Origin of the sequence: Chryseobacterium koreense CCUG 49689, assembly GCF_001045435.1 — a bacterium.
GTDB lineage: Bacteria > Bacteroidota > Bacteroidia > Flavobacteriales > Weeksellaceae > Kaistella > Kaistella koreensis.
On sequence record NZ_LFNG01000009.1, the window covers coordinates 1 to 23,179 of the forward strand.

16 protein-coding genes and 1 pseudogene are annotated in these 23,179 nt (G+C 42.0%); 15 read left to right on the forward strand and 2 right to left on the reverse strand.

What is annotated here, in order from left to right; genetic code table 11:
* Together ACM44_RS15950 and istA are read right to left on the reverse strand one after the other, a co-directional pair.
* Positions 1-132: pseudogene (locus ACM44_RS15950) on the reverse strand (ATP-binding protein); the annotation flags it as partial.
* A gap of 196 nt (positions 133-328) precedes the next feature.
* The gene (istA, locus tag ACM44_RS07430; RefSeq protein ID WP_048499412.1) at positions 329-1,882 is read right to left on the reverse strand and encodes an IS21 family transposase; all 1,554 of its coding nucleotides are present in this window, start codon (positions 1,880-1,882) and stop codon (positions 329-331) included.
* A gap of 71 nt (positions 1,883-1,953) precedes the next feature.
* Here istA and ACM44_RS15325 point away from each other — a divergent pair, with 71 nt between their 5' ends.
* The 15 genes from ACM44_RS15325 to ACM44_RS07500 all read left to right on the forward strand — a co-directional run bounded on the left by ACM44_RS15325 (position 1,954) and on the right by ACM44_RS07500 (position 23,167).
* On the forward strand, positions 1,954-2,109 hold the full coding sequence (locus ACM44_RS15325) for a hypothetical protein (RefSeq protein WP_160303981.1): 156 nt from the start codon (positions 1,954-1,956) through the stop codon (positions 2,107-2,109).
* On the forward strand, positions 2,091-3,056 hold the full coding sequence (locus ACM44_RS07435; protein ID WP_053215448.1) for a site-specific integrase: 966 nt from the start codon (positions 2,091-2,093) through the stop codon (positions 3,054-3,056). The genes ACM44_RS15325 and ACM44_RS07435 overlap by 19 nt, the downstream gene beginning before the upstream one ends.
* Before the next feature lie 920 nt (positions 3,057-3,976).
* Positions 3,977-4,363: a hypothetical protein gene (locus ACM44_RS07445; protein WP_027376063.1), complete on the forward strand. Its 387-nt coding sequence runs from the start codon at positions 3,977-3,979 to the stop codon at positions 4,361-4,363.
* A gap of 23 nt (positions 4,364-4,386) precedes the next feature.
* Positions 4,387-5,010 carry a DUF3347 domain-containing protein gene (locus ACM44_RS07450; protein WP_034690455.1) on the forward strand — a complete coding sequence of 208 codons (624 nt, stop codon included), beginning with the start codon at positions 4,387-4,389 and terminating at the stop codon, positions 5,008-5,010.
* A gap of 14 nt (positions 5,011-5,024) precedes the next feature.
* On the forward strand, positions 5,025-6,308 hold the full coding sequence (locus tag ACM44_RS15850) for an efflux RND transporter permease subunit (RefSeq protein ID WP_027376062.1): 1,284 nt from the start codon (positions 5,025-5,027) through the stop codon (positions 6,306-6,308).
* Between the two features lie 2 nt (positions 6,309-6,310).
* The gene (locus tag ACM44_RS15855; RefSeq protein ID WP_262486477.1) at positions 6,311-8,281 is read left to right on the forward strand and encodes an efflux RND transporter permease subunit; all 1,971 of its coding nucleotides are present in this window, start codon (positions 6,311-6,313) and stop codon (positions 8,279-8,281) included.
* Between the two features lie 7 nt (positions 8,282-8,288).
* Positions 8,289-9,536 carry a TolC family protein gene (locus ACM44_RS07465; RefSeq protein ID WP_048499413.1) on the forward strand — a complete coding sequence of 416 codons (1,248 nt, stop codon included), beginning with the start codon at positions 8,289-8,291 and terminating at the stop codon, positions 9,534-9,536.
* Positions 9,533-10,783: an efflux RND transporter periplasmic adaptor subunit gene (locus tag ACM44_RS07470; RefSeq protein WP_233701962.1), complete on the forward strand. Its 1,251-nt coding sequence runs from the start codon at positions 9,533-9,535 to the stop codon at positions 10,781-10,783. The genes ACM44_RS07465 and ACM44_RS07470 overlap by 4 nt, the downstream gene beginning before the upstream one ends.
* Positions 10,784-10,794: 11 nt before the next feature.
* Positions 10,795-12,000, forward strand: a complete 1,206-nt coding sequence (locus ACM44_RS07475) for an efflux RND transporter periplasmic adaptor subunit (RefSeq protein WP_027376058.1) — start codon at positions 10,795-10,797, stop codon at positions 11,998-12,000.
* Position 12,001: 1 nt separating this feature from the next.
* Positions 12,002-12,454, forward strand: a complete 453-nt coding sequence (locus ACM44_RS07480) for a heme-binding domain-containing protein (RefSeq protein ID WP_027376057.1) — start codon at positions 12,002-12,004, stop codon at positions 12,452-12,454.
* Between the two features lie 18 nt (positions 12,455-12,472).
* Positions 12,473-13,036: a DUF305 domain-containing protein gene (locus ACM44_RS07485; protein ID WP_048499414.1), complete on the forward strand. Its 564-nt coding sequence runs from the start codon at positions 12,473-12,475 to the stop codon at positions 13,034-13,036.
* A 37-nt stretch (positions 13,037-13,073) separates the two neighbouring features.
* Complete coding sequence (locus ACM44_RS07490) at positions 13,074-15,200, forward strand: heavy metal translocating P-type ATPase (RefSeq protein WP_027376055.1); 2,127 nt, start codon at positions 13,074-13,076, stop codon at positions 15,198-15,200.
* A 7-nt stretch (positions 15,201-15,207) separates the two neighbouring features.
* Positions 15,208-18,162 carry a multicopper oxidase domain-containing protein gene (locus ACM44_RS07495; protein ID WP_456064322.1) on the forward strand — a complete coding sequence of 985 codons (2,955 nt, stop codon included), beginning with the start codon at positions 15,208-15,210 and terminating at the stop codon, positions 18,160-18,162.
* A 163-nt stretch (positions 18,163-18,325) separates the two neighbouring features.
* Positions 18,326-18,676, forward strand: coding sequence for a DUF6660 family protein (locus ACM44_RS15960; protein ID WP_407637847.1), 351 nt, complete (start codon positions 18,326-18,328; stop codon positions 18,674-18,676).
* A 93-nt stretch (positions 18,677-18,769) separates the two neighbouring features.
* Positions 18,770-23,167 (forward strand): CusA/CzcA family heavy metal efflux RND transporter, encoded by a 4,398-nt coding sequence (locus ACM44_RS07500; RefSeq protein ID WP_048499415.1) that lies wholly within the window; start codon positions 18,770-18,772, stop codon positions 23,165-23,167.
* Positions 23,168-23,179: the final 12 nt, after the last annotated feature.

A 23,179-nucleotide genomic window follows, 5' to 3' on the forward strand; every position in this document is an offset into this window, starting at 1 on the left:
GGTACGGTCGAGGTTTCGGGAACTCTCGAAGCTGATTTCCTCGATGCTGGATTTGTAGTGGAACCTGGCGTTCTTAATGCTTCTCTCGATGCGTCTGTTGTGTCTTTCGTCCCATTCGGCGTCTACAAGCATCGAGACAAACTCATCGATGGTGTAATGGTCTGTTTTTCAGCTTTCAACCGCGGCTTGGAAGGAGCTGTGCATGCCGTGGAGCTGCATCTGTTTCATTTTGGTAAGGGTGGGTTCGTTCATAATTTGGATGGTTTTTGATTGTTGTTTTTGTTTGTTTCTTGATTCTTTTCTCTTTTCTCTTGGTTTCTGTTTACCATCAGTTGTAATAATGTTTTCCGCGGATATTGGCATGCTCGGGAAGCTGATCTCCGCTGTGCTGTTCTTCCTCAGGGCTGCGCTGGTCCAGGTTGTTCTCCAAAATCCGTTCGATGGCTTTGTAGCTGAAGTTTTCGAACTCTTGACCGCGCTTGCAGGCGTTGATCAGGCGTTCTCTGCCCACCCTTTTCTCGAAGCTCAGTATTCCCATACAACTCTTGTAGGCCTGTTCCGGATGGTTTCTGCTCTCAATGATTTGCAGGATATAATCGCCTACTGCCGGATCGATCCCGCCTGCCCAGTCCAAAAACCGGGACGCACTCCATTCCGACACGAAGCGGTGCGTGCTGGCCAGATGGGCGGGCTCGGTAGTATAAGAGAAGGGCTTGTAACTGCGTTTGTGAAGGGCTATCCTGTTGTATTTGTGGTAAATTTCCACAGTGCTTGAGGTGTACAGTATCTTGACTTTCTTGCGGATGTAAGGGTATGGCACGCTGTAGTAAGCCTTGTCATGCCCCAGCAGCACATGTCCGTTTTTCATGACGGTGGCAACGCACTGGTATTTAATCTCGAAGCGTGTCGCAGGCAGCGGCCGAAGCACAGGCTTTTCGTCCTCCAGAAAAAGATCCTTCCGTGAATAGGGACGATTGGTCAGTTTTCGTTCATTATGGATGGCCAGAAGCCGCCATATCTCGGTATTGAGTTCCCCAAGGCTGTAGAACTTCCTGTCCTTGAGATAGGCGTAAATCCTCCGGTAAAGGATCTTTACCGCACCCTCTACCAGAGATTTATCCCTTGGTTTGTAAACTCTTGCAGGAAGAATGGAGGTGTCGTAATGTTCCGCCAGATCTGCCAAAGTCTCGTTGATGGTAGGTTCGTAGCGGTTGCTCTTTACTACGGCTGATTTAAGGTTGTCAGGAACAATGGCCGCCGGAACACCTTCAAAATGGATCATCGCGTTCTCCACCGAACGTACAAAATCCTCCTTCTTCTGGCTCGGTGAGGCTTCCGCATAGGTGTACTGGCTTGCGCCAAGGATGGCGACGAAGAACTGTATCTCGCGGGATTCACCCGTGGTGCGGTCGTACACCAAAAGGGTTTGCCCGGCGTAGTCCACATACATCTTGTCGCCGCTCTTGTGCTGCATACGCATCACAGGGTTCACCTGTTTGCTCCAAATCCGGTAATAGTGCCGAAACTGGGACTCCTGAAAACCGTCTTTATGCTGGGAGATATACTCCTCCCACATCATGCGCACGGTGACACCGACCTTCTTCAGTTCTCTTTCCATTCCCGGAAAATATTCGTGCAAAATCCGAACTTTAGGGCTTACGGGCTCGTTTTTCCCCTGCGAAAATAGAAGTTCGAGTTCCGAGTCGCTCTTCTCGGCAATATCTTCAGGTCCAAGACCTAACCCTTTTAAAAGGGAAATGTACTTCTTGACGGTGTTGCGAGATAGGGAAAGATAGTTGCTGATAAACAGCTTGCTCTTGCCCGAATGGTGCATTTTGATTGCTTTTCTGATCTTGTTCATGTCTGTTAAGTGGTTTGCCATTATCCGCTGCTTTTTTACAGCGAATTTATGAGCTTAACATCATGAAAAAAGACAAGCTAAAATGAATGAAAATGGAAAGAAAATCAGGTGGTCAATTTGCTCCGAATCTCGGTGGTCAATTTAAACCGAAATTCACTGGTCACTTTGCTCCGAAATCAGGTGGTCAATTTGACCGTTTTTTCCACCTGAAAAAGAGAACTTTAAAAACTTGTTTAATCTTGAAATAGGCAAAAAAGCCGTAGTTCTGATTGAACTAGATAAAACTTTGTTTGAACTATTTGATGTTTTTACGAAAGAAGAGTCTTTGCTGAATCTATGGTCTATTAAGACACAGGCAAAAATGAAAACTTTCAAAAAGCATTTGAAAACATTTGATGAAAATCTAAGTTTTAAATCCCTGGATGAAAACAAATTAATAAAATACCAATATTTTTTACAAGATGATCTAAAACTCCAAAACTCCACAGCCTTAAAAAATTTTTCGTTCCTCCGGTGGTTTTTAAGATGGGCGACTAAAAAAGGTTTTAATGAAAACAAAGCATTTGAACTTTTTAAACCGAAGCTCAAAACTATTCAGAAAAAGATAATTTTTCTTACTCAACCCGAGCTAAGTAAATTGAAGAATTTTGACATTCCAAAAGAGAAAAAATATTTAGAAAGGGTGAGAGATGTTTTTATGTTCCAATGTTTTACCGGTTTGAGATATTCGGATGTAGAAAATTTAAAACGAAGTGACATTAAAGATAATTCCATCGAAATAATAACAGTTAAAACTTCTGATAGTTTAATTATTGAACTTAATGATCACAGCAGAGCAATACTTGAAAAATATAAAGATGAAGTATATGAAAAATCTAAAGCTTTGCCAGTGATTAGCAATCAAAAAATGAATGAATATTTACGGGAACTAACGGAATTGGCAGAAATTGATGAACCGATTCGCGAAACCTACTATAAAGGTAATCAGAAATTCGATGAAGTTTCCCCAAAATACGCGCTTATGAGCTCTCACGCCGGGAGACGAACTTTTATCTGCAACGCTTTGGCTTTAGGAATTCCACCGCAGGTCGTGATGAAGTGGACAGGTCACAGTGATTATTCTGCAATGAAGCCCTATATTGATATTGCAGATCAAACTAAAATAAATGCGATGGCAAAGTTTAATATGCTGTAATCTGATTTAATCTGATTTTGTTTCCGGTAGATAATTATGTGATCTGTGAGGTCTCTCTGTGGAATAACACTACAAGAACGTCTTTCGCGAAGCACATGATTAATAATAAATAATGGCTTACCAAAATACTTTTTCTAACTTATCACCGCGAAAATTTTTGCAATGCAGTAAGGATTCAGAAGATGAAATTAAATTTAGCGGGCTGCGGTCCGCTTTTTCATCACAATCTTCAATTAAGTTAAAAATAATTTCCTATATTTGTACTGTTTTACTTTATAATGCAAGGAAATTTAAAAACTTTATTGCTTTCCCTCACACTCGCGTTATTTCTGGCGCCGGGGATTTCCTTAGCCTGCAGTAAAAAGAACAAGCAGATTTTGAAATCAGAGGCTCATGCCGAAACTTTCATTAAACAGTCATTCGCGAAATTTCATCCGTCTTGCGACAGCGGCGATTGCAAAGATGAGTGCTGTCACCCCCAATCTCACAATTGTCAAACGGAAGGATGCTCAGGAAACTGCAGCGGCAACCTTTGCAGTTCTGCTCAGTACACTGTTTTTGCGGACAATAAATTTTTAGAGGATTCTAAAAATGGAATGTCCGGTTACTATGACAAAAATTCTAATTTCTATTATCAGAATCCCCTGTACTCAGGTGGATTCCATACCATTTGGGAACCGCCCAAAATAGGTTAATACCTTCTATTACATCCCGTATTATGTCCGGTCGTGAAGTGTTTTGGCACTTTATCCCTGATTATTTAACGGCGCTGTATTTCCCTTCGAACTGCCACTTCTCCTTTAAGAGTAAATTTCACAAAAGAATTTTCTTTTTTGAGCAAGGACACCTTGAAGATTAGGATCTTCGTAAGCAGTTTCTAAACACGGAGGCTCAAAAATTAACCTATAATCTAAAATTTAATGAAGAATATTCTTTTGGGAATACTCGCTTTTATAGCAGTATTCCTCGTTTCCTGCACCAATACAAAAGCAGAAAATACCCAAATTACCAATGCACAGTTTAAGACGGGCGACATTGTTCCCCACGACCAGGTTTGTATGGTAAACAATGCCTACATGGGCAAAAAACAGCTCGAAGTAAAACATGATGGTAAGACGTATTACGGCTGCTGCGAAAACTGCAAGCTCAGAATCCCGCAGGAAGAAAACGCACGCATGGCCTACGATCCTATATCTCATCAACTCATCGATAAAGCAACCGCTATTATTGCAATCTCCGATAAGAATGATAACGTCGTGTACTTCGAAAATAAAGCAAACTACGAAGCCTTTTTCAATAAAAAATAAATAACCTTTAAACTTATAAAAAAATGAAAACAGTATTATTCAGCCTTTTGGCCATCGGCACATTTGCATTCACTTCTTGTAAAGAAAATAAAGAACAGAAAAGCACCACTGAAACATCCATGCAGCATGACATGAGCACAATGTCCGACAGTGTAGCGATGGACAATATGCCTATGGACGCAAAGGTAACCGTAATCGACGCAAAAAAAACTTCCGCTGATCTTTCGGAACTTTTTTCCCATTACACCCACCTTACATTCGCTTTGTCCGGAGATGATGATAAAGAAGCGGTAAGTGCAGCAAAAGGGATCCTGGCCTCCTTTCCTAAAATAGAAAAGAGCGGGTTTTCCGCTGAACAGAAGAAAGAATTTGCTGACCTCGAATCAAGCATCCGGGAACACGCCGAGCACATTGCAGATAATGCCGGAAAAATTGATCATCAGCGCGAACACCTGGACATAATGAGTGCAGATTTTTACGACCTACTGAAGGATTTCGGAACTCCAAAACCGGTGTACAAAATATTCTGCCCAATGTTTAATGACAACAAAGGAGCATTCTGGCTTAGCGATTCACGTGAGGTGAAGAATCCCTATTACGGCAAAGAAATGCTGTCGTGTGGCGAGGTTCAGGAAAAGATTAAGTGAAAACATACTGAACCATGATTCAAAATTTAATTAAACTGTCCCTCCGCAACAGGTATTTCGTTTTGCTAATTGCAACCGGCCTTTTTATCTGGGGTATTTTTGCGGTAAGGGACAATCCCATCGATGCGATCCCCGATCTGAGTGAGAATCAGGTCATCGTTTTTACAGAATGGATGGGCAGAAGCCCCCAGATTATTGAAGATCAGGTTACTTTCCCACTGGTCAGCAACCTTCAGGGCATTCCTAAAATTAAGAACATCCGGGCTTCTTCCATGTTTGGGATGAGTTTCGTATATGTCATTTTCGAAGATAATGTGGACATCTATTGGGCCAGAACGCGGGTAATGGAACGGCTCAACTATGCCCAGCGTTTACTCCCGCAAGACGTTACGCCTACTCTCGGACCGGATGGCACCGGTGTAGGTCACGTCTTCTGGTACCATTTCGATGCACCCAAAATGGATTTGGGAGACCAGCGCGCCCTCCAGGACTGGTATGTAAAGTTTGCGCTTCAGACGGTTCCCGGTGTGGCGGAAGTGGCCTCCTTTGGCGGTTTCGAAAAACAGTATCAACTCATTGTAGATCCAGTAAAACTGCAATACTATAACGTCTCCCTGATGGATGTGATGAACAAAGTGAAAGCCAACAATAATGATGTGGGCGGACGTAAATTTGAGATGGCCGATATGGCCTACATCATTCGCGGTCTGGGTTACATCAAGAACGTAGCCGATATCGAAGAAATTGCTTTGGGAAATTACAACGGTATTCCCGTGCGGGTCAAAGATATTGGCTCTGTACAGATGGGTGGTGATCTGCGTCTGGGTATTTTTGATGCAGACGGTGAAGGCGAAGTCGTGGGCGGTATCGTGGTGGCACGGTATGGCGAAAATGCGGATAAGGTCATCAACGATGTGAAAGAGAAAATGAAGGATGTAGAAAAAGGCCTGCCCGAAGGCGTCACTTTCAAAACATCGTACGACCGCAGTACTCTGATTGAAGGGGCAATCGACAATATTAAAACCAAGCTGATCGAAGAGATCATCGTGGTCGCCATCATTGTTATTCTGTTCCTCTTTCACTGGCGAAGTGCATTCAGTATCATTATTCAGATTCCGGTCACCATTGCCATCAGCTTTATTCTGCTCAATGCGTTTGGACTTTCATCCAATATCATGTCGCTTACCGGAATTGCACTGGCAATCGGGGTGATCGTAGATAACGGAATTATCATGTCTGAAAATGCGTATAAAAATCTCTCCGATTGGCAGAACCATCATCAAAATAAAAACCCATAACAATGAAAACCAACTGGTTAAAAAATATATTCAGAAAGAAAGATAAGGAGAAAGACAGTTACGTTAAAATTCCCGAAGACATTCGGATGAAGATTATCGAAAAATCATCCTTACAGGTATCCAGAGGCGTATTTTTTTCTACGGTGATTATCGTGGTTTCTTTTCTCCCCGTATTTATGTTGACAGGTCAGGAAGGTAAACTTTTTCACCCCCTGGCGTTTACCAAAACCTTTATCCTGATCGTTGATGCAATCCTGGTGCTTACCCTTGCACCGGTGCTGATCTCCTTTTTTATGAAGGGTAAATTTAAGGACGATAATAAAAACCCAATAAACAGGGGCCTGGAGCGGGTGTACGAACCCATCATTCGCTGGTGCATGGAATGGAAAAAAACGACCCTCGGAATCAATATTCTTGCCCTTCTCATCAGCATCCCTTTAATTATGAACCTCGGCCGTGAGTTTATGCCGCCCTTAGATGAAGGATCTTTGCTCTTTATGCCGGTCACTTTGCCTGATATTTCCAACTCCGAAGCTAAAAGATTACTGCAGGTACAGGATAAAATCATTAAAGGAGTCCCCGAAGTGGATCATGTCCTCGGAAAAGCAGGAAGAGCCAACACAGCGACAGATAATTCACCCATTTCAATGATTGAAACCATTATTTTGTTGAAGCCTCAGGACGAATGGCGCGACGGCCTTACAAAAGATGATCTTATTAATGAATTGAATGCCAAACTGCAGATTCCGGGCGTAACTAATGGCTGGACTATGCCGATTTCCAACCGGATCAATATGCTTTCCACAGGGATTAGAACTGACGTTGGGGTGAAGGTGTATGGACAGAATCTGGATAGTATCGCGGTCCTTTCCGAAAAAATAAAAAAGGAACTCACCGGTATTGAAGGAATAAAAGACATGTACGTAGAACCGATTACCGGCGGAAAATATGTGGATATTGAAGTGAAACGCGAAGAAATAGGAAGATACGGCCTAAGTGTGGATGACGTAAATGCCGTGGTGGAAAGTGCCCTCGGCGGAATGAAACTCACCACCACCGTGGAAGGCCGACAGCGCTTTTCGGTAAACGCCAGATACGGCCAGGATTTCAGAAATAATTTGGAATCTCTGAGAAGACTCCCAATGCAAACGATGGAATTTGGTTCCATCCCCCTGAGTGCAGTGGCCGACGTTCGCCTGACTGAAGGTCCTCCAATGATCAATTCGGAAAACGCAATGTTGCGCGGAACCGTTCTGTTCAACGTGCGTGACCGGGATTTGGGCAGCACCGTAGAAGAAGCACAGAAAAAACTCAACAGCATGGTCACCAAAATGCCCAAAGGCTATTTCGTGGAATGGAGCGGCCAGTATGAAAACCTGATTCGCGGCGAGCAGACCTTAAAGATGATTATGCCCCTCGTATTAATCGTGATCTTTCTTTCCATGTACTTTGCATTCAATTCTTACCGTGAAGCTTTCTTTAATCTCATCAGTATTCCTTTTGCCTTAATCGGCGGTGTCTTTATGATTTCGATTTGGGGCGTCAATCTCTCTGTAGCTGTAGCAGTCGGCTTTATTGCACTGTTCGGACTTGCGGTAGAAACCGGAATTGTGATGGTCATTTACCTGAACGATGCCATGATTCAGCTTATTGCCAAAAATGGAAACTCACGGGAGACCATTACCAATGAAGAACTTCGTGAATATGTAATCAATGGTGCAGCCAAAAGATTAAGACCTAAAATTATGACCGTGTGTGTCACCCTCTTCGGACTTGTACCCATCCTTTGGAGCCACGGCGTGGGAAGTGATATGATGAAACCAATCGTATTACCCATGGTCGGTGGCGTTTTTACTTCGGCAATTCACATCCTTTTGGTAACACCTGTTATCTTTTATATGCAGAAAAGAGTGGGAACTGAACAAACTGGGGAAAATCGACGTGCTCGACGCTTCCCATTAATCCTTAAATGATTACAAAATGAAAAAATTCATAATAACAGCAGTACTTGCTTTGCTTTGCACCACCAGTTATGCTCAGCGGATGCCGTTGCCGGCTGTAATGGACAGTATTGCAGCCAACAATCCTGTGGTTAAAATGTATAATGCGGAAGTCCGGTCAATGGACGCTGCAGCCAAAGGCGCAAGAAACTGGATGCCACCAACCGTTGGAGCCGGGTTGTTTATGACACCTTATAATCCACAACTCTGGCAACGCGATGGCGACATGCTCGGCATGGGTTCCGTAGCAGTTTCTGTGGAGCAGATGTTTCCCAACAGAAGGAAACTTGATGCCAACGAAAATCTGATGAAGGCAATGTCTTCTGTAGAAAAGGAAAAACTCTATGCCAACCTCAATGAAAACTTTCAGGATGCGAAAAAACTATATTACAGTTCAATCGTCCTGGATAAAAAGCTGAAGGTCGTAAAGGAAAACGAAAAGATGCTGGATTTCATGATCAGAAACGCCGAGATCCGGTACAAAAACGGACTCGGTAAAATATCAGCCTATTACAAAGCGAAAGCTGCGCTTGGCAGTTCCAAAAACATGCAGCTCATGTACGAGAACGACCTTAGGGTGAACCGGATTCGTCTAAATGCCCTCATGGGAAGAGACGCGCTCGCACCGCTGGAGATTGAACCGGAATACAACCTGAATGACTATTCTCTCGATACTTTTGGTCAGGATCTCTTTTATCAGAACAGAAGTGATCTTCGCGGCATTGATAAGGAAATTAATATTGCCAAACTGAAACAGGATCTGGAAAAACAGAATCTAAAGCCGGAATACGGAGTGAAGTTCGAAAACATGTTCGGTTTCGGCGGCCAACCCATGCAGTTTTCCCTTATGCTGATGGCAAAGCTGCCTTTCGTGTCCTGGGCTTCAGGCATGAGTAAAGCCAATATTGAAAGCCTGAAACTGAAAGAAGAAGCCTTGCAGGCACAGAAAGAAATGATGGTAAACGAATACAGTGGAATGGCCTACGGAATGCGCAATGAACTGGATCTGAATAAAAATCAGCTCAAACTCTATGAAGACACCATCATTCCGGCCTTAAAAAACAACTACAAATCCATGCAGTTGGGCTACGAGCAGAATACGGAAGAACTCTTCATGTTGTATGATGCCTGGGAACAGCTGAATATGACCCAGTTGGAATATTTCGATATCCTTACCAAAGCACTGCAGACGCAAACTGAAATTGACCGCTTAATTGAAAGAAGATGAGAAAGCTAATAATGTACACCATGCTTTTGTTGGCTTTAACGGCCTGTGATAAAGTGAAGTTCTGGGAAGATAAGCACACAGCAGAGGCGGCAATGCACACCTACACTTGTCCGATGCATCCGGAAATAATCTCAGACAAACCCGGTCAGTGTCCCAAATGCGGTATGGATCTGGTCCTGAAAGATGCTCCTGCTAAAAAGGAAGAAGGGATTAAACTCGACGATTTGCTGAAACCCACCAATGAATTTGTCGTCTCGGAATTGCCGGTCGTAAATTTAAAAAAGGAAAATATTCCCACCACCGTTGATGCTTTAGGGACGGTGGAATACGACACGCGGCAGATTGGCAGTATTTCGTCCCGCGTAGCTGGAAGGATCGAAAAACTCTATGTGCGGTACAAATACCAGAAAGTGTCCAAAGGGCAGCGTATTTTAGATATATACAGCCCGGAACTGTTAACCGCGCAGCAAAACCTGCTCTTTGTTCTGAAAAATGACCGCTCAAACAAAACAATGATCGATGCCTCACGGCAGAAACTACTTCTTTTGGGAATGCCTGCTTCACAGATTCAGAAAGTTATCCAGAGAGGAAAACCTGATCTCACAATTCCGGTTTTCAGCAATTACAGCGGACATATTCAGCAAGCAGGAGCGGCAGGAAGCATGGGACCCGCACAGCAACCCGCACCGGAAATGGAGGCTACCAGTGCGGTGACCGCTGAATTACCGCTGAAGGAAGGAATGTACCTGCAGAAAGGACAGAATATTTTCAGTGTCTATAATCCCAACAGAACCTGGGCCCTGATCAATATTTTTTCTGAAGATATTGGCTTGGTCAGCAAAGGACAGTCTGTAATGGTCATTCCGGAATCCAATCCGAACAGCCGCTTCAAAGGAACCATAGGTTTTATTGAACCCTTTTTCAGGCAGGGCAGCAAAACCGTAACGGCGCGCGTCTATTTTGATAATTCCACCGCAAAAATTCCTGTTGGAAGTCAGGTTAAAACGGAGATTATGAGCCACAATAGAATGGCAGACTGGCTTCCGAAATCAGCGGTGGTTTCATTGGGCATTGATAAAATCGCGTTCAAAAAAGTAGAGGGCGGTTTTATTGCCCATAAAGTTGTTACTGGCGCTGTGGTAGGGGATAAAATTCAGATCATAAGTGGTTTGCTTCCTGAAGATGGTGTTGCGGAAAACGCACAGTACCTTATGGACAGCGAAAGTTTCATAAAAATTAACAGATAAAAATTGATAAGATGAAATTCAATATTTTAATGTTGGCCTTGCTGGTTTTTCTTTACTCCTGTAAAAAGGAAGAAGATCCTCATGCGGGTCACGATATCTATTACACCTGTTCCATGCACCCACAGGTGGTATCTGACAAACCGGGAAAATGTCCCATTTGTCACATGGATTTGGTACCGGTGGAGAAGAAAAAGAACGCGGATCCCAATGAACTCATCCTGAATGACGAACAGATTAAATTAGGAAATATAAAGACACTCGCGCTTTCTGACGGTTCCATGGCCGATAAACTCACGCTTACCGGAACACTCAATTTTAACCAGTACCAGATGCAGGCGGTCAGTTCCAGAGTAATGGGCAGAGTTGAACGTTTGTATTATAAAAACATTGGCGATTTTGTTCCGAAGGGGGCGCCGCTGGTCGATATTTACAGTGAAGAACTCAACAATGCAAAGCAGGAATATCTGCTGGCACTGGAAAGACGAAAACTTTTCGTCGGCAATACATCCATTGATTTCGATCAGTTGCTCCAAAGTTCCCGTAACAAGCTTTATTTATGGGGAATGTCGGAAAACCAGATCAAACAATTGGAAAAATCAGGAAAAGCTACGCCTACCACTACCGTGTTCAGCAATGCAGCCGGGTACATCACCGATCTCAGCATTGCCGAAGGCGATTATCTTGCCGAAGGTGGCACCATCGTGAATCTGGCAGATCTTTCATCGCTGTGGGCGGAGGCGCAGGTTTATTCTTCTCAAATGTCACTCCTTCAGAAAGACAGCAAAGTCACGGTGTATATACCGGATATGGATAATTTGAAGATTAATGGGAAGATCGATTTTACAAACCCTGAAATAAGCGCCTCCAGCAGGATAAATCTGGTTCGCATTTCCGTGCCCAACAAAGGAAACCTGCTGAAACCCGGAATGCCGGTATATGTTCTGGTGGAAAACAAATCCCGCGATGGTCTTTCAATGCCTGTGGATGCGGTAATCAGGGATGGTAAATCCTCCACGGTCTGGGTGAAAACCGCGAAGAATACCTTCGTAAACAGAATGGTGGAAACGGGTCTGGAATATGAAGACAGAATTGAAATCACCTCTGGAATTAAAGCAGGTGACGAAGTAGTGGTTTCGGGGGCCTACCTGCTAAACAGTGAATACATATTCAAGAAAGGAGTCGATCCAATGGCGGGTCACGATATGAGCACCATGTAATATGAGAAAATTGAATATCATAGGTTGGCTGTCGGTGATCGTGGTGGCGGTTGTATTAGCCATTCACTTCATACCGGTGGAGCGTAATGTCTCCACCGTTCCGGCAGGTCAAAGTTTTGAAAGAACCGAAAAGGTGCCCGCCAACGTGGCTGCAATACTTAAAGTTTCGTGTTATGACTGTCATTCCAATAACACCCGCTATCCGTGGTATTCGGAATTGCAGCCAGGAGCATCGTTTATGGCTCAGCATATTAAAGAAGGCAAAGAAGAACTCAATTTTGATGAGTTCAATGATTATTCAAAAAGACGTAAAAAAGCGAAAATAAAAAGCATCATCAGCCAGATTGAAAAAGACGAAATGCCCTTGAAATCGTACCGCATGATGCACGGAGGTTTCAACTTATCAACAAAGGACAAAAAGGAGCTGCTCGATTTTTTTAATAAACTTAACTAACTTTTAAAAACGCAAAATATGGAAAATTCACAACACAGCCACAAAGTTTCTCGGAACCATGACGCCTCGGGGGAAACTCATTCTACACAGAATACGGATTCAAAAAAAGAAGATGGGCAAATGGGTCATAGCGGCGCATACAAAAAACTTTTTTGGATGCTTCTGATTTCCTTTGTATCGATGTTTATTTTAATGTATGCGATGGTCGATCGGTTAGCCAACGTAATTCCCAATATCAATCAGTTTTATATGGCCGGGCTCATGGCTTCTCCTATGTTGATCATCGAACTGCTGTTAATGGGAAAGATGTATCCCAATAAAAAATTCAACAAAGTCCTGATAGGTGTCGGTGTGTTGTCGATGGTGCTGTTTTGGTCTGGCATTCGGCAGCAGACCGCCGTTGGAGATATGCAGTTCTTAAAGTCAATGATCCCGCATCACGCCGGTGCAATCTTGATGGTTGAAGAAAGTAATTTAGTTGATCCGGAAGTCAGAAAATTGGGCGAGGAAATTATCAAAGCACAGGAGGAAGAAATTGCTGTCATGAGGGCGAAAATTAAGGAACTTCAAACCCGGAAGTAATCTCAAATAGCAGAATTGAACGCAAAAAAATTAAATTATGAAAAAATACACCTGTCCCATGCATCCCCAGATATTGAAGGACGAACCGGGGAAATGTCCGCTCTGCGGAATGAACTTAATTCCATTGGGAGGAACGGCTCAGGCTGTAAAAGAGCAGCACGGCCAACATCATCAGAATCATGATCATCACACAGAATTAGAAGGTTCTGGGGCGGGATTTGACAAACATGCGGGTCATCATACACCGGATTTCCTGAAGAGATTCTGGATTACACTGGTGCTTTCTGTTCCGGTGCTGCTGCTTTCACATATGATTCAGCAGTGGCTTGGTTTCACCATAGTTTTTCAAGGCGATAAATACGTGCTGTTGGTTTTAGGAAGTATTATTTATTTCTACGGTGGAATGCCTTTTTTAAAAGGGTTTTTGGGTGAAGTGAAAGCCGGAGCTATTGGGATGATGACGCTCGTTGCTTTGGCTATTACTGTAGCTTATGTCTATTCCGTTGCAGTCGTATTCGGGCTGCCGGGCATGGATTTCTTTTGGGAGCTCGCCACCTTAATCGTCATCATGCTGCTTGGCCATTGGCTCGAGATGCGTTCACAGATGGCTGCTTCAAAAGCGTTGCAATCTCTAGTTGCCTTACTACCAAATGACGTCACCGTCGAGCAGAACGGAAGTCCGGTTAAAATAAAACTGGAACAGCTGAAAAACGGAGATACCGTAATCATAAGACCGGGCGAAAAAGTCGCCGCAGACGGTCTGATTGTCGAGGGCAGTTCCTATTTGAATGAAAGTATGCTTACCGGAGAAAGTGTTCCTGTAAGAAAAGAGTCCGGCGGAAAGGTAATCGCAGGGGCTATTAACGGAGACGGGGCTTTAAAGATAAAAGCAACAGGGGTTGGAAAGGATTCGTACCTCAATAAGGTCATAAATTTGGTTCAGGATGCGCAGGCAGCAAAGTCGAACACTCAGAATCTGGCGGATAAAGTAGCCAAATGGCTTACTATAGTAGCAATTGTGGTGGGAGTAGGAACTTTCGCTTACTGGTACATCACCATGGGAGATTTGGCTTTTGCTCTGGAACGGATGGTAACGGTAATGGTAACGGCCTGCCCTCATGCTTTAGGAGTGGCAATTCCTTTGGTTGTGGCCATTTCCACTACGCTTTCAGCTACAAATGGTTTACTCATCAGAAACCGTACAGCTTTTGAAACAACCAGGAACTTATCCACCATAATTTTCGATAAAACCGGCACCCTTACGAAAGGTTCCCACACCGTGCAGAAAATCATTCCTCTAACGGAACACTATTCGGCAAACGATTTACTCCAGTATGTAGCGGCAGTGCAGCAGAATTCCGAACATCATATTGCAAAGGGAATCATGCAGACCCTCGCCGAAAAAAAACTGGACTTATGGAAGTCAGACAATTTCCGCTACATGCAGGGAATTGGAGTTACAGGAATGGTAAGTGGTAAATCGGTAGTCGCGGCCGGTCCTAATTATTTTGTTCAAAACAATAAACAGGTACCTGCCATTCCGGAAGAAATCAACCAGGATGCAGAAACAGTGAACTTTATTCTGATTGATGACGTGCCCGTGGGTATTGTTTCTTTAGCAGATACAATTCGCGAAGGCGCAAAAGAAGCCATTGACCAATTACGCAGCATGAACATTAAATCATTCCTGCTTACAGGCGATAACGAAAAGGTAGCGGCAGCGGTGTCGAAGCAGTTAGGGATGGATGGATATTTGGCCAATGTACTTCCGCACCACAAACAGGAAAAAGTAAAAGAATTCCAGGACAAAGGAGAAATCGTTGCCATGACAGGAGACGGCGTAAATGATGCACCGGCTTTGGCAGCAGCAGATGTAGGCATTGCAGTTGGCAGTGGAACTGATGTTGCTGCCGAAACCGCAGATATTATTCTGGTCAACAGTGACCCTCGTGACGTCGTGAAAATGATAGATTTTGGAAAGAAAACCTACAGCAAAATGATTCAGAATCTCGTATGGGCAGTGGGCTACAACGTCGTGGCTATTCCACTTGCTGCAGGTGTTCTGTATCCCACATTTGTCCTGAGTCCCGCCATGGGCGCAGTGCTGATGAGTGTCAGCACCATCGTGGTCGCACTTAATGCAAGTTTGTTAAAAATTAAATAATCACAAGATGAAATATATATTTTCGCTCTTTCTATTTATGGCAATGTCCATAAACAGTTATTCACAGAGCACCAAAACTGTGTACACCTGCCCGATGCATCCGCAGGTCGTGAAATCAGCACCCGGTAACTGCCCTATATGCGGAATGAGTCTGGTGAAGAAAACCGTTGCCGTAAAAAAGCCACAGGCGAAGCCAGCACCCGTGGTGAAGAAACCACAACCGGCTCCCGCTCCCGCCAAAAAGGCAGCAGTAAAAAAGGTGACACCTCCGAAAGCTAAGGCCATTCCTGCAAAAGCAGTGGCGAAACCTGCAGCTAAGCCGAAAGCGGCGGTCAAAAAACCTACGGCACCCAACGTTAAAGCTGCTGCAAAAGCAACCGATTCAGTACCCGTGCATCAACACGTGGAGCCTAGGACGGACGCCGCTCAGAAAGAAATGGTGCACAAAACGTTTACCTGTCCGATGCACCCCGAAGTGGTTTCTGATAAACCCGGAAAGTGTCCGAAATGCGGGATGAACCTCGTCCCAAAAAACGAAAGTGAGCAGCACACTGCCCCAGTCAATAAACAGGCAGATCCCACTTCAGATAATCATCAGCATGAAGCTACGCAAAAAAAATATACCTGTCCGATGCACCCCGAAGTGAGTTCAGATCAACCGGGCAAATGTCCGAAATGTGGAATGAACCTGGTGCTTAAGGAAGATCATTCAAAAATGGATCACAGCAAAATGAATATGGAAAGTATGGATTCAACAAAACCTGTTTTGCCGCTTCCAAAAATTAAATATACTGACGGAAAAAAGAAAACCTATCACCTGTATGTAAAAGATACGCTCGTGAATTATGCCGGAAAACAAAAAAGAGCAATCGCAGTTAATGGACAGATTCCCATGCCTACGCTGAACTTTACTGAAGGAGATATCGCAGAAATTGTGGTTCATAATTTAATGGATGAAGAAACTTCCCTCCACTGGCACGGCCTGCATTTGCCGAATAAAGAAGATGGCGTTCCATGGCTTACCCAAAAACCAATTCCGCCCCATTCTATCTATACCTATTCTTTTCCGATTATCCAGAGCGGAACGCATTGGTACCATTCGCATTCCGGCCTTCAGGAACAGATTGGGATGTACGGATCTCTTATTCTGGAAAAACGGAATGAAGATCCCACCTACCGGAAAGGAATTGATGATCTTCCCACTGTAAACCTGATATTAAGTGAATGGACAAACATAAATCCTAACAATGTTCAACGAATGTTACGAAACGCAAATGATTGGTTTGCCATCAAAAAACATACTACACAAAGTTATTCCGAAGCCATTAAAGAAGGTCATTTCAAAACAAAGCTCACCAACGAATGGAAAAGAATGCTTGCAATGGACGTTAGTGATGTATATTACGACCGCTTTTTAATTAATGGAACCTGGGATCAGCAACTGTCACAGTTTAAAACAGGTGATAAAGTTCGGTTGAGAATTTCTAATGCAGGAGCTTCCTCTTACTTTTGGCTTACCTATGCAGGCGGCAAAATCACTGTCGTGGCAAACGATGGAAACGATGTTGTTCCCGTGGATGTAGATCGTTTAATAGTTGGGGTTTCAGAAACCTACGATGTGGTGGTTACCATTCCTCAAAAGGATCTTTCTTACGAGTTTATGGCAACCCCCGAAGACCGTACAAAATCGGTGTCTGTTTTTCTCGGTGAAGGTAAAAAAGAGCTGGTTGCACCCCTACCGAAACTGAAGTATTTCGAAGGAATGAAAATGATGAACGATATGATGGATATGAACGGAAATATGAAGGATATGGGCATGAACATGAGCCTGCAGAAAATGGATATGAACAGTGTGATGTATCCGGAAGTTACGGGAGACGGCAAAGCCGAAGATCATTCAGAAATGCAGATGGTCGACGATCATTCCGTGCACAACATGAGCAGTTCGGAAATCACCACGCTCAACTACAATATGTTAAAATCTCCTTATGACACCTCACTCCCTAAAAAAGCGCCGGTTCGCGAAATGACTTTTACCCTCACGGGAAATATGAACCGTTACGTTTGGAGTATGGATAACAAGGTCCTGGCCGAAAGTGATAAAATACTGGTAAAAAAAGGAGAAGTTTTACGCCTCAAACTCGTTAATAATTCCATGATGAGGCATCCGATGCACCTTCATGGTTTCGATTTCCGTGTAATCAATGACAATGGAGTACAGTCTCCACTGAAAAATGTATTGGATATCATGCCGATGGAAAGCGATATCATTGAATTTGAAGCAAAAGAAGACGGAGATTGGTTTTTCCACTGCCATATCCTATACCACATGATGGCAGGAATGAACCGTGTTTTTGCCGTTGGCGACTATCAGAATCCTGAACTGCCTGATAAAAATGCCGCCTACAAAAAGCTTCAGCGCGAAAGCAACATGCTTCACTTATTTGCAGAAAATGATTTTGCGTCTAATGGTAATGATGGCCAGGTGATGGTTCACAATACCAGATGGAATATAGGAACCGAATGGCGTTTGGGCTATAACGGTGAACATGGCTACGAAGTAGAAACACATATCGGAAGATATGTAGACCGAATGCAGTGGTTCATGCCGTTCGTTGGCTTTGATTACCGATACAGAACAATGGGCAGTCACGAAATTGAAAAAAACATGTTCGGACAGAAAAACACCAAAAACGAAAGAGCCAAATTTTCTGCTGGTTTTGTTTACACCCTGCCAATGCTCGTTAATTTCCAAACCGAGATTTTTACGGACGGAAATGTAAGGTTACAGTTGTCCAGAGAAGATATTCCGTTGTCACCTAGAATGCGCGGTGCATTTATGGTAAATACCGATAAGGAATATATGGCGGGTCTAAAATATATTTTAACCAGGAATTTCTCGCTTTCGACCCACTATGACAGTGATATGGGATGGGGAGCAGGATTTACACTAACTTATTAAAAGTAAGGTTTCGTTCAGATATTAAAAGAACAGAAAGGTGCAGTAATGTGCCTTTTTGTTGCTTATAGGTTTATACTCATTTCTGTATCCGTAACAGCCAATTATATAAATAGGAAAGATATCTGCCAATTGCATAATTGTTAAAAAACAATGTACGAAAGAAATGTCTTTTTCAATTTTTTCCTATATTTGCACCGTGCGATCTCTGTCATTCATATTTGCAATATTCTGTGCATTTCTGCTCACTGCTCCTTGCAGTGATGTTTCGGCATCGACTAAGGGTACACATACGACAGTTCAACACGACAAAAAATCCGAAAAACAGAAACATGCAGATTATTGTTCACCATTTTGCACATGCAGTTGTTGCGGTGCTCAGTTAAGTATAGTTTCAATAGAATGGTTTTTCTTACCAAAAGAAGCAATATTCTACTCCAAAAAAATTAGTTCTTATCATTCTTTATTCAATCCGGGGATTCCTTCCGGCATTTGGCAACCCCCTCAATTAGGTTAATAAATTAAGCAAAAAAGCATGTCTTTTTTGTAAAACTGCATTTTCATCGCAAAGTGCCGTCTTTTTTACGTTTTAATCTAATTTATTTTTCCAATGCTAAATAACATTATTGAATTTTCTATCAAGAATAAGCTGGTGGTGGGAATATTCACCATAGCTTTAATTATATGGGGCGTTATGTCCCTTCGAACTCTTCCTATAGATGCCGTCCCGGATATTACAAATAATCAGGTGCAGGTCATAACATTAAGTCCATCATTGGCAACCCAAGAAATAGAACAGTTCATCTCTTACCCTATTGAACAAACTATGTCCACTATTCCTGAAATTCAGGAAGTGCGGTCTATCTCTCGTTTTGGTTTATCTGTTGTAACCATTATTTTTCATGACGACATAGATATTTACTGGGCTCGTCAACAAGTTTCAGAACGGCTTCCCGAAGCCAAAAGTTCTATTCCTGCTGGTCTTGGCAATCCTGAAATGGCGCCAGTTTCTACTGGTTTAGGCGAAATTTACCAATATACCGTACATGCTAAACCAGGTTTTGAGGATAAATATGATGCTACAAAATTGCGTACAATTCAGGATTGGATTATTAGAAAACAACTTTTGGGCACACCGGGAATTGCCGAAGTAAATAGTTTTGGTGGTTTCCTAAAGCAATATGAAATAGCCTTAAATATAAATCAATTAAGGAGTTACAACTTATCTATATCTGATGTTTTCACAGCGCTTGAAAAAAATAATCAGAATACCGGCGGATCATATATTGATAAAAAACCAAATGCCTATTTTATTAGAAGCGAAGGTTTAATTACAAGTCTTGCCGATATCGAACGGATTGTGGTCAAAAATTCTGAAAATGGTTTACCTATTACCATTAGAGATGTCGCAAAAGTTCAGTTTGGAACTGCAACACGCTACGGCGCACTTACCCGAAACGACAAGGAAGCTGTGGGAGGAATAGTTTTGTTGTTGAAAGGGAGCAATGCTTCTGAAGTAGTGGGAAGAGTAAAGGAAAAAATTGACCAAATACGGAAAACTTTACCCGAAGGTGTTGAAATAGAACCCTTTTTAGATAGAAGTGAATTTGTGGATAGGGCTATGAGTACTGTTCAAAAGAATTTAGTAGAAGGTGCTTTAATCGTAATATTAGTCCTTGTTCTTTTCCTTGGTAATATTCGATCAGGCTTAATTGTGGCTTCCGTAATACCTTTAGCAATGCTCTTTGCGGTCTCCATGATGAAAGTTTTTGGCGTATCTGGAAACTTAATGAGTCTTGGAGCCATAGATTTTGGATTGATTGTGGACGGAGCAGTGATTATTGTGGAAGCAACCATGCATCAGTTAGCAAGGCAAAAAGCAGGAAAAATTTCGCAGGCAGAAATGGATACACAGGTTTCAGGTTCTGCCAAGAAAATGATGAACTCGGCAGCATTCGGTCAATTAATTATTCTAATTGTTTATTTGCCAATATTAGCTTTGGTAGGAATTGAAGGCAAAATGTTCCGCCCGATGGCACAAACAGTTTCCTTCGCAATATTTGGAGCATTGATTCTTTCGCTTACTTACGTTCCGATGATCAGTTCACTTTTATTAAGTAAAAATATTACTCATAAAAAGAACTTCTCTGATAAAATGATGGATAAATTTCAGCGCGCTTATAATCCTTTAATTAATGGTGCGCTTCGATTTAAGAAGGCTGTTCTCATTATTGCAATTGCACTACTAGGAGTGTCGGTAGTCATTTTTAATTCTCTAGGAGGTGAGTTTTTGCCAACATTGGAAGAAGGTGATTTTGCAGTGGAAACAAGATTGCTTGTGGGAAGTTCCTTGGATCAAACTGTAGAAAAAATAGAACAGGCATCCAGTTTATTAATGAAAACTTATCCGGAAGTAAAAGAAGTGGTGGGAAAAATTGGCGCATCTGAAATCCCTACAGATCCAATGCCGATAGAGGCTACAGATATTACTATTTTATTAAAACCTAAAAATGAATGGACTAGTGCAGATACACGCGAAGAATTAGCGGAGAAAATGCAGAAAACTTTAGAGCAGGTTCCGGGTGTAACTTTCGGTTTTTCTCAACCCATACAACTGCGAACCAACGAATTAATTTCTGGAGTAAGACAAGATGTGGGAATCAAGATTTTTGGTGATGATTTAGAAACACTTTCAGATTTAGCAAAGAAAATCGGTGCGCTAATCCCATCAATTGATGGTGCGGAAGATTTGTATATAGAACAGGTAAGTGGTTTGCCGCAAATTTCCATAAAATTGAACAGAGATAATATTGCGCGATATGGATTTAATGTTGAAGAAATAAATAACGCGATAAATACCGCATTTGCTGGTGGTATTGCAGGTACTGTTTTCGAAGGTGAAAAACGTTTTGATCTCGTTGTAAGATTAGAACATGACGAAAGACAAAGTATAGAAGATGTAAAAAGACTTTTTGTAACATCCAGCACTGGAAATCAAGTTCCTTTGGAGCAGCTCGCAGACATCAGTTATCAACTTGCACCTAACCAAATACAACGTGAAGATGCCAAAAGACGAATTATTGTTGGCTTCAATGTTAGGGGCAAAGATATCGCCTCGGTAGTAAAAGATGTTCAGGCGAAGATTGACCAAAAAATAAAAATGCCGACTGGATATTTTATAACCTACGGTGGTCAATTTAAAAATCTTGAAGAAGCCAATAAAAGATTGTCAATTGCTGTACCTGTCGCGTTGGGCTTAATTCTCTTACTACTCTATTTCGCATTTGGCTCTATAAAGTATTCTTTATTAATTTTTACCGCAATACCAATGTCAGCCATAGGCGGAATATTTGCCCTTTGGTTAAGAGGTTTACCTTTTAGTATTTCTGCGGGTGTAGGTTTCATCGCTTTATTTGGTGTCGCAGTTTTAAATGGAATCGTTTTAATAACGGAATTCAATCAACTTAAAAAACAAGGTATGAAAGATGTAAAACAGAGAATTCTGGCAGGAACAGCTATAAGATTGAGACCTGTTTTAATGACAGCTACAGTTGCTTCATTAGGGTTTTTACCAATGGCACTCGCAACTGGAGCAGGAGGAGAAGTGCAGAAACCATTGGCAACAGTTGTTATTGGCGGATTAATTACTGCAACTTTTCTAACATTGGTGCTTTTACCAGTGCTTTACGCATACGCTGAGAATATAAAACCTTCTGGGTGGAAAAGGAAAAAATCAAAAATTGTGGGCACAACAACTGTAATTCTCTTATTTCTTTTTTCGGGATTAAATAATGGAGTAAAAGGACAAGTCATTACGAATTCATCTGCATCTTTAAATATAATTGATTTGAATTCTGCAGTTACCGCCTCAATAGGATCCAATCCAAATACCAGAATTGCTCGATTGGGTGAAGAATACCAATCTGCATTAAAAGGATCGGTCAGAGATTATGGCAAAACCAACATTAACCTAACTTTTGGACAGTACAATAGTCTTATTGCTTACGATAATAATATTACCATTAGCCAAAACATTCCGAATCCGATTTATTTGAAAAGATTGACAGAGCTTGCAGATGCTAATATAAATGCATCGCGAATGCAGGCAGGTATCTATAAAAATCAGATTACGTATCAGGTAAAAAGTATATACTACAGTTTACTTTACAGAAAAGAGCAGAAAAAGCTGAATGAAGATTTAATTACGCTCTATGAGAAAATACTTCGTGCTGCAGATATAAGATTTAGAACTGGAGAAACTAATATTTTAGAAAAATACAATGCGAACACTAGATTGCAGGAAGCAATTTCTCAAAAATTGCAGACTGAAGAATATATAAAAATTCATTTGGAGCAATTGAAAAGATATACCGCAAACCAAACCATCGAAGATATCGCGGATAATACTCTTACCGAAAAGTTTTTAGATCTTTCTGCAGATGGAAAAATGTTTAATAAAAATCCAGACTTGCTTGCTTTGAAGAGCCAAATAGAAGTTGCTAAAGAAGAAATAAGGGTTGAAAAAAGTAAACTGCTGCCAGATTTTAGTGTGGGTTATTTTAATCAATCTTTAGTGGGTAATTTTGAGAAAAATGGGGTCTCGAAGTTTTATGGAGTTGGTAAAAGATTTCAAGGTGTAGAACTGGGAATAAGCATACCTATTTTTGCAAAGGCGCAGAAGGCAAAAATAAAAGCCGCCGAAATTCATCAGGAGTTGCAGGAAGCACAGGTAGATGCATTTTCTTTCAGTCTTTCCCAGCGAGGTTCTACATTGCTTTCTGATCTAAAACGATTGCAAATACAGATTGACTTTTACCGAGAAACAGCATTGCCACAAGCAAAGTTGCTCATTTCCAAATCACAGCGCGCCTTTGAGGTGGGTGAAATGGACTATTATCAAGTGAGTCAATCCATTAATAATGCAGTAGAAGTTCAAAAACAGTACATCGAAAGTTTAAATCAATACAATCAAATAGCCATAGAATTAGAATTAATTTCTGGTTTATAATAAATAATCAAA

What these genes read in the sequence shown, in the direction of transcription:
- istA (WP_048499412.1), bottom strand. Translation starts at nt 1,882, where the DNA reads ATGGCAAACCACTTAACAGACATGAACAAGATCAGAAAAGCAATCAAA.
- ACM44_RS15325 (WP_160303981.1), top strand. Translation starts at nt 1,954, where the DNA reads ATGGAAAGAAAATCAGGTGGTCAATTTGCTCCGAATCTCGGTGGTCAA.
- ACM44_RS07445 (WP_027376063.1), top strand. Translation starts at nt 3,977, where the DNA reads ATGAAGAATATTCTTTTGGGAATACTCGCTTTTATAGCAGTATTCCTC.
- ACM44_RS07450 (WP_034690455.1), top strand. Translation starts at nt 4,387, where the DNA reads ATGAAAACAGTATTATTCAGCCTTTTGGCCATCGGCACATTTGCATTC.
- ACM44_RS15850 (WP_027376062.1), top strand. Translation starts at nt 5,025, where the DNA reads ATGATTCAAAATTTAATTAAACTGTCCCTCCGCAACAGGTATTTCGTT.
- ACM44_RS15855 (WP_262486477.1), top strand. Translation starts at nt 6,311, where the DNA reads ATGAAAACCAACTGGTTAAAAAATATATTCAGAAAGAAAGATAAGGAG.
- ACM44_RS07465 (WP_048499413.1), top strand. Translation starts at nt 8,289, where the DNA reads ATGAAAAAATTCATAATAACAGCAGTACTTGCTTTGCTTTGCACCACC.
- ACM44_RS07470 (WP_233701962.1), top strand. Translation starts at nt 9,533, where the DNA reads ATGAGAAAGCTAATAATGTACACCATGCTTTTGTTGGCTTTAACGGCC.
- ACM44_RS07475 (WP_027376058.1), top strand. Translation starts at nt 10,795, where the DNA reads ATGAAATTCAATATTTTAATGTTGGCCTTGCTGGTTTTTCTTTACTCC.
- ACM44_RS07480 (WP_027376057.1), top strand. Translation starts at nt 12,002, where the DNA reads ATGAGAAAATTGAATATCATAGGTTGGCTGTCGGTGATCGTGGTGGCG.
- ACM44_RS07485 (WP_048499414.1), top strand. Translation starts at nt 12,473, where the DNA reads ATGGAAAATTCACAACACAGCCACAAAGTTTCTCGGAACCATGACGCC.
- ACM44_RS07490 (WP_027376055.1), top strand. Translation starts at nt 13,074, where the DNA reads ATGAAAAAATACACCTGTCCCATGCATCCCCAGATATTGAAGGACGAA.
- ACM44_RS07495 (WP_456064322.1), top strand. Translation starts at nt 15,208, where the DNA reads ATGAAATATATATTTTCGCTCTTTCTATTTATGGCAATGTCCATAAAC.
- ACM44_RS15960 (WP_407637847.1), top strand. Translation starts at nt 18,326, where the DNA reads ATGTCTTTTTCAATTTTTTCCTATATTTGCACCGTGCGATCTCTGTCA.
- ACM44_RS07500 (WP_048499415.1), top strand. Translation starts at nt 18,770, where the DNA reads ATGCTAAATAACATTATTGAATTTTCTATCAAGAATAAGCTGGTGGTG.